Origin of the sequence: Micrococcus sp. APC 4021 (genome assembly GCF_030407635.1) — a bacterium.
Taxonomy (GTDB): domain Bacteria; phylum Actinomycetota; class Actinomycetes; order Actinomycetales; family Micrococcaceae; genus Micrococcus; species Micrococcus luteus.
In genome coordinates, this window is the sequence record NZ_JASDCZ010000133.1 from 1 (window position 1) to 5,989 (window position 5,989).

Here is a 5,989-nt window from a genome sequence, read left to right on the forward strand (position 1 = left end):
ACTTCCATCCTGCGGGAGAGGCCCACTCGTCTCATCTCAGCCCGTACCCCGTGGCAAGAACCTCATGACCCACAACACCTAGGGTGGCGGCGTGACGCAGACCACCTCCACCCCCGTGCGCCTCCGCGCCCGCGACGGCTTCGTGCTCGCGGCCCGCCACTTCGCCCCCACGACGACGACGCCCCCGGCCCGGCCCGCCGGCGCGGTGGTGATCGCCTCGGCGACCGGGGTGAAGGCCACGTACTACCGGCGCTACGCGGAGTTCCTCGCCGGCCACGGGTTCCACGCGGTCACGTTCGACTACCGGGGCGTCGGGGAGTCCCGTGAGCCGTTCGCCGTGGCGCGGCGGGCGCGGTGGGCGGACTGGGGCGCCCTCGACGCGGACGCCGTGCTCGGCTGGGCCCGGACGCGCCTGCCCGGCCCCCTCCTGACGGTGGGCCACAGCTACGGCGGGTTCGGCATCGGGCTCGCGGACGAGGCGCGGCATGTGGCCCGGCACGTGGCCGTCGGCGGGCAGCACGCCCACTGGCGGGACTACCGGGCGCGGCCGGGGAGGGCGCGGATGTGGGCGCGCTGGCACGCGGCGATGCCGGCGATCACGCTGGCCCGCGGGCACTTCCCGGGGCGGCGGCTCGGCTGGCTCGAGGACCTGCCGCGCGGGGTCGCCCTGGACTGGGCGCGCAGTCGCCGCGACTTCACCGCGAGCGCCCGCACCACCGCCGGCCGGGACGAGCTGCGCCGTCGTCTGGCCGCGTTCACGGCGGACGCGCTGATCGTGGCGCCCGTGGACGACGACTTCGGCACCGACGCCGCCCTCGACCGCGCGGACGCCTACTCGCCGGGTCGGCGGACGGTGCGCTGGCGGGTGCGGCCGGAGGAGCTCGGTGTCGCGGAGATCGGGCACTTCGGACTGTTCCACGCTCGGTTCGCGCCGGCCTTCTGGCCGGCCACGCTGGAGTGGCTGCGCGACGGCGTCGCCCCGGCCGCGGCCCGCTGAGGCTCGCGCACCGGAATCGCTGCGGCCCGTCCCGTCCCCGCGACGACGACGGCGGCCGCCCCGGCCCGGATCTCCGGGCGGGACGACCGCCGTCGCACTGGTGCGTGTGATGTGTCGATACTACCCCGCGCCCAGCCGACGCCCAGGCGGCACGTCAGTCCTGCATCGCGTAGTCGATGACGACGCGGCCCTCGATCTTGCCGTGGCGCATCTCGTCGAACACGTCGTTGATCTCGGTGAGCGGGCGGGTGTGGAACGTCGGGTGGATCTTCCCGGCCGCGTAGAACTCGAGTGCCTCGACCATGTCCTGCCGGGTGCCCACGATCGAGCCGCGGATGGTCAGGCCCTTGAGGACGATGTCGAAGATCGGCGCGGGGAAGTCGCCCGGGGGCAGGCCGTTGAACACGATGGTGCCGCCGCGGCGGGTCATCGCGATGGCCTGGCCGAACGCCTGCGGGTGCACGGCCGTGACGAGCACGCCGTGGGCGCCGCCGATCTTCTCCTGGATCTCCACGGAGGGGTCCGCGACGTTCGCGTTCACGGTCAGCTCCGCGCCGTGCCGGGAGGCGAGCGCCAGCTTGTCGTCCGCGACGTCCACGGCCACCACGCGCATGCCCATCGCCACGGCGTACTGCACCGCGATGTGCCCCAGGCCGCCGATGCCGGAGATCACGACCCACTGCCCGGGCCGCACCTCGGTCTGCTTCAGCCCCTTGTACACCGTGACGCCGGCGCACAGGATCGGGCCGACCTCCATCGGGTCCGCGCCCTCGGGGATCACGGGCGCGTAGCGGGCGTCCACGAGCATGTACTCACCGAACGAGCCGTCCACGGAGTAGCCGCCGTTGACCTGCTCCTCGCACAGCGTCTCCCACCCGGTGCGGCAGTACTGGCAGTGGCCGCACGCTCGCCACAGCCACGCGTTGCCGACCATGTCCCCGACCTTGAGGTTCTCGACGTCGGGTCCGACCTCCTCGACGATGCCCACGCCCTCGTGGCCCGGGATGAACGGCGGGGTCGGCTTCACCGGCCAGTCGCCCTCCATCGCGTGCAGGTCCGTGTGGCAGACGCCCGAGGAGATGAGCTTCACGAGCGCTTGGTGCTGGCCGGGCGTCGGGCGCTCGACCTCCGTGACGTCGGCCTCTGTGCCGAACTGGGTGACGACGGCTGCCTTCATCGTGGTCATGGGGATCACCTTTCGTGGAGTGGGGAGGGGGGGTCGTGCGGTGCCGGCGTCGGCTCAGAAGAACCCGAGCTTGTCCTCGGAGTAGGAGACGAGCAGGTTCTTGGTCTGCTGGTAGTGGTCGAGCATCATCAGGTGGTTCTCGCGGCCGATGCCGGAGGACTTGTACCCGCCGAACGCGGCGTGGGCCGGGTAGGCGTGGTAGTTGTTCACCCACACGCGGCCGGCCTGGATCGCCCGGCCCGCGCGGTAGGCGGTGTTGCCGTTCCGGGACCACACGCCGGCGCCGAGCCCGTAGAGCGTGTCGTTGGCGATCCGCATGGCGTCGTCGAAGTCGGTGAACGTGGTCGTCGAGACCACCGGCCCGAAGATCTCCTCCTGGAAGATGCGCATCGAGTTGTCCCCGCGGAAGATCGTGGGCTGCACGTAGTAGCCGCCGGCCAGTTCGCCCTCCATCTCGGCGCGGGCGCCACCGATCAGCACCTCGGCGCCCTCCTGACGGCCGATGTCCAGGTAGGACGTGATCTTCTCGAGCTGGTCGTTGGAGGCCTGGGCGCCCATCATCACGTCCGTGTCGAGGGGGTTGCCGGTCACGATGCGCGAGGTCCGCTCCACGACGGCGTCGAGGAACTTCTCCGCGATCGACTCCTGCACGAGCGCCCGCGACGGGCACGTGCAGACCTCGCCCTGGTTCAGCGCGAACAGGGTGAAGCCCTCCTGCGCCTTGTCCCAGTAGGCGTCGTCGGCCGCCATGACGTCCTCGAAGAAGACGTTGGGCGACTTGCCGCCCAGCTCCAGGGTCACCGGGATGATGTTCTCCGAGGCGTACTGCATGATCAGCCGGCCCGTCGTCGTCTCGCCCGTGAACGCGATCTTGCGGATGCGCGGCGACTGCGCGAGCGGCTTGCCGGCCTCGAGGCCGAAGCCGTTGACCACGTTGACGACGCCGGCCGGCAGCAGGTCCGCGATCAGCTCGATGAACACCATGATCGAGGCCGGCGTCTGCTCGGCGGGCTTGATCACGACGGCGTTGCCCGCGGCCAGCGCGGGCGCCAGCTTCCACACCCCCATCAGCAGCGGGAAGTTCCACGGGATGATCTGGCCGACCACGCCGAGCGGCTCGTGGAAGTGGTAGGCGACGGTGTCCTCATCCACCTGGGACAGGCCGCCCTCCTGCGCGCGGATCGCGCCGGCGAAGTACCGGAAGTGGTCGATGGCCAGCGGGACGTCCGCGTTGAGGGTCTCCCGGACGGCCTTGCCGTTGTCCCACGTCTCCGCGACCGCCAGCATCTCGAGGTTCTCCTCCATGCGGTCCGCGATGCGGTGCAGCACGAGCGCCCGCTCGGCCGCCGAGGTGGCGCCCCAGGCCGGGGCGGCCTTCCAGGCGGCGTCGAGGGCGACGTCGATGTCCTCGGCCGTGCCGCGGGCGACCTCGCAGAACACCTTGCCCGTCACGGGCGTGACGTTCTCGAAGTACTGGCCCTTGACCGGGGGTGTCCACTCTCCGCCGATGAAGTGCTCGTAGCGGGACTTGAACTCGACCTTGGCTCCCTCGGTGCCCGGGAATGCGTAGACGGTCATGGTGCTGGCTCCTTTGCCTGCGGTTGCCTCGGCGCCGGGTGGCGCCCTGCCGTGGCTGTGACGCTAGTCACAAGGAGGTTGCACGAAGGTTGCGGCCGAGCGCGGGTGAGGGGCGGGCCGAGTCAGGCCAGGTCCCGCTCGATCCGCTCGAGCGTGGCCACGGCGAGCGCACGCCGCGGCGAGTCCGTCGGCAGCAGACGCAGGGCGGCGCCCCAGAGCTCGACGTCGTCGCGGGCCTCGGGGCGGCCCAGGTAGGCCCAGAGCTGGTCGACATCCGCGTCCTGGGCGACGGCCTCGCGCAGCGCCTCCCCCAGCTCCGCGCGGATCGAGGCGACACCGGGGGACGTTGACCGCGGCAGCACCGGCCCGGCCGCCGCGTGCAGCGCACGGTCCAGATCCCCGGCGCGCAGCGCCTCCCGCGCGCACAGCAGGTCCGCGTGCACCTCCCCCACGAGCCGGTACGGCCGGGACAGCAGTGCCACCGGCGCCCCCACGTCCCGCAGCGCCCGGCGGAGTCGATGCACCTCGGCGCGCAGCGAGATGGCGCGGGCGGGGGAATCGCCCGGCGCGGGCCGGGGCCCGGCGGTCTCCTCCGGATACAGCGCGACCTCGAGCTCGGCGCCGGTCAGGCCCGGGCCGTGCCACGCGAGGAGGGTGAGGATCTCGGCGTGCCGGCCGGTGAGCTCGACCCCGTCCAGCGTGGGCGGCAGGTGGCCGGTGACGCGCAACAGGCCCGCGGCGGCGTCGTGGCGGTGCGGCGCGGCGGCGGGGCTCGGCCCCGGCGAGGCGGACGGCGGAGCCGAGGGGCCCGGCGTCGGGGCGGTGCCGCGGGGACGGCCCCGGGACGGGGCGGGCAGGTCCCGCCAGGCGGCGTGCACGGCGTCCACGGTGGCCTGGAGCAGCGGCAGGGCGAGGTGGCTGACGGCGTCCTCCCCGCCCGTGAGGTCCAGGACCCCGACGAGCCGCCCGGTGGCCGGGTCCGTGAGCGGGACGGCCGAACAGCTCCACGGGTGCACGCGCGGGCTCAGGTGCTCGCCGCGGCTGACCTGCGTGGGGGCGCCGGTCGCGAGGACGATGCCGGGGGCGGAGGTGCCCATGGACGCCTCGGACCAGTCGGCGCCCGCCACGAAGCCCATGGTCTCGGCGTGGCGCACCGCGGTCCGGTCGCCCTCGACCCACAGCAGGTGGCCGCGCGCGTTGCCGATCGCGGCGAGCATCCCGGCCTCGGCCGCGGGGTGGATGAGCATGCGGCGGACCACCGGCAGGGCCACGGCGAGGCGCTGGTCTCGGCGGGCGGCGGCGAGGTCGTCGTCGGAGAGGGTGGCCGGGTCGGTCTGGCCGGGTACCGCGGGGGTGAGGGCGCCGAGGGAGCGCAGCCAGGACTCACGGACCTCTCGCCGCAGCCCCTGCAGGGCGGCGCGCAGGCCCTGGTCTGCGCCGGCCGGAGCGGTGGGCGACGACGGCGCGAGCGACAGGCGGACCGCGGCGAGGGACTCGTGGGCCCGGTCCACGGCGCGTCGGTAGGCGCCGGTGGCGAGGGTCGAGCTCATCCCGAGCCTGCCATCAACCGCGAGCGGATCAGGAACCGCTTGCCCTCGGGGGCCTCGACGGAGAAGCCGGAGCCGCGCCCGTCCACCACGTCCAGGGTGAGGTGGGTGTGCTTCCAGTATTCGAACTGGGCGGCGGACATCCAGAACGGGATCTCCACGGCGGCCTGGTCCCCCTCGGCCGGCAGCGCGAAGGTGCCCAGCAGGACGTCGGCGGCGCCGGTCGTGAAGTCGCCGGCGGGATAGCACATGGGCGCGGACCCGTCGCAGCAGCCGCCGGACTGGTGGAACATGAGCGGGCCATGGATCGGGAGGAGTCGGCGGATCAGCTCGAGCGCCGCGGACGTCATGGCGACGCGGGACAGGGTCTCGCCCGGCATCTCGGGGCGAGCCTCGAGCGCGGGCGCATGCTCCGCCGACGAGGACGGCACGGTCATTGCGGCCTCCTGGGGATGGGCGATCGTCGGTCCCCCCACCCTAGCCTGCAACGTGATCCACGTCACCCCACCTGGCGTCATGGGAGCGCCCCGGAGGGTGCACCGGGGGGCTGGGTCGCGCGCAGGGCCAGGTGCTTCGCCGCGAGCCAGACGTTTCGGCTGCAATCAGGGGCTGATCACGACCGAAACGTCTGGCTCACGGCGCGGGGGTGGCGCGGAGGTGGGGAACTGTCTCTTATACACA

General features: G+C 73.2%; 5 protein-coding genes. 1 reads left to right on the plus strand and 4 read right to left on the minus strand.

The genetic code is table 11. From position 1 onward, the window contains the following. Window positions 1–91 precede the first annotated feature (91 nt). Window positions 92–997, plus strand: coding sequence for an alpha/beta fold hydrolase (locus QL983_RS09920; protein WP_122054736.1), 906 nt, complete (start codon window positions 92–94; stop codon window positions 995–997). Window positions 998–1,151: 154 nt separating this feature from the next. Here the strand turns inward: QL983_RS09920 and adhP are convergent, their stop codons facing one another. The 4 genes from adhP to QL983_RS09940 form a co-directional block, all read right to left on the minus strand. After that, window positions 1,152–2,183 carry an alcohol dehydrogenase AdhP gene (gene adhP, locus QL983_RS09925; protein WP_122054738.1) on the minus strand — a complete coding sequence of 344 codons (1,032 nt, stop codon included), beginning with the start codon at window positions 2,181–2,183 and terminating at the stop codon, window positions 1,152–1,154. A gap of 54 nt (window positions 2,184–2,237) precedes the next feature. Continuing rightward, window positions 2,238–3,761, minus strand: coding sequence for an aldehyde dehydrogenase family protein (locus QL983_RS09930; protein ID WP_098094107.1), 1,524 nt, complete (start codon window positions 3,759–3,761; stop codon window positions 2,238–2,240). Between the two features lie 122 nt (window positions 3,762–3,883). After that, window positions 3,884–5,311 (minus strand): helix-turn-helix domain-containing protein, encoded by a 1,428-nt coding sequence (locus QL983_RS09935; RefSeq protein ID WP_122054740.1) that lies wholly within the window; start codon window positions 5,309–5,311, stop codon window positions 3,884–3,886. Then, window positions 5,308–5,745, minus strand: a complete 438-nt coding sequence (locus QL983_RS09940; protein WP_010079970.1) for a DUF779 domain-containing protein — start codon at window positions 5,743–5,745, stop codon at window positions 5,308–5,310. Before QL983_RS09940 ends, QL983_RS09935 begins: the two co-directional genes overlap by 4 nt. Window positions 5,746–5,989 lie beyond the last annotated feature (244 nt).

Excerpts from the sequence above, each read along its gene's own strand:
- adhP (WP_122054738.1), bottom strand. The coding sequence starts at position 2,183 with ATGACCACGATGAAGGCAGCCGTCGTCACCCAGTTCGGCACAGAGGCC.
- QL983_RS09930 (WP_098094107.1), bottom strand. The coding sequence starts at position 3,761 with ATGACCGTCTACGCATTCCCGGGCACCGAGGGAGCCAAGGTCGAGTTC.
- QL983_RS09935 (WP_122054740.1), bottom strand. The coding sequence starts at position 5,311 with ATGAGCTCGACCCTCGCCACCGGCGCCTACCGACGCGCCGTGGACCGG.
- QL983_RS09940 (WP_010079970.1), bottom strand. The coding sequence starts at position 5,745 with ATGACCGTGCCGTCCTCGTCGGCGGAGCATGCGCCCGCGCTCGAGGCT.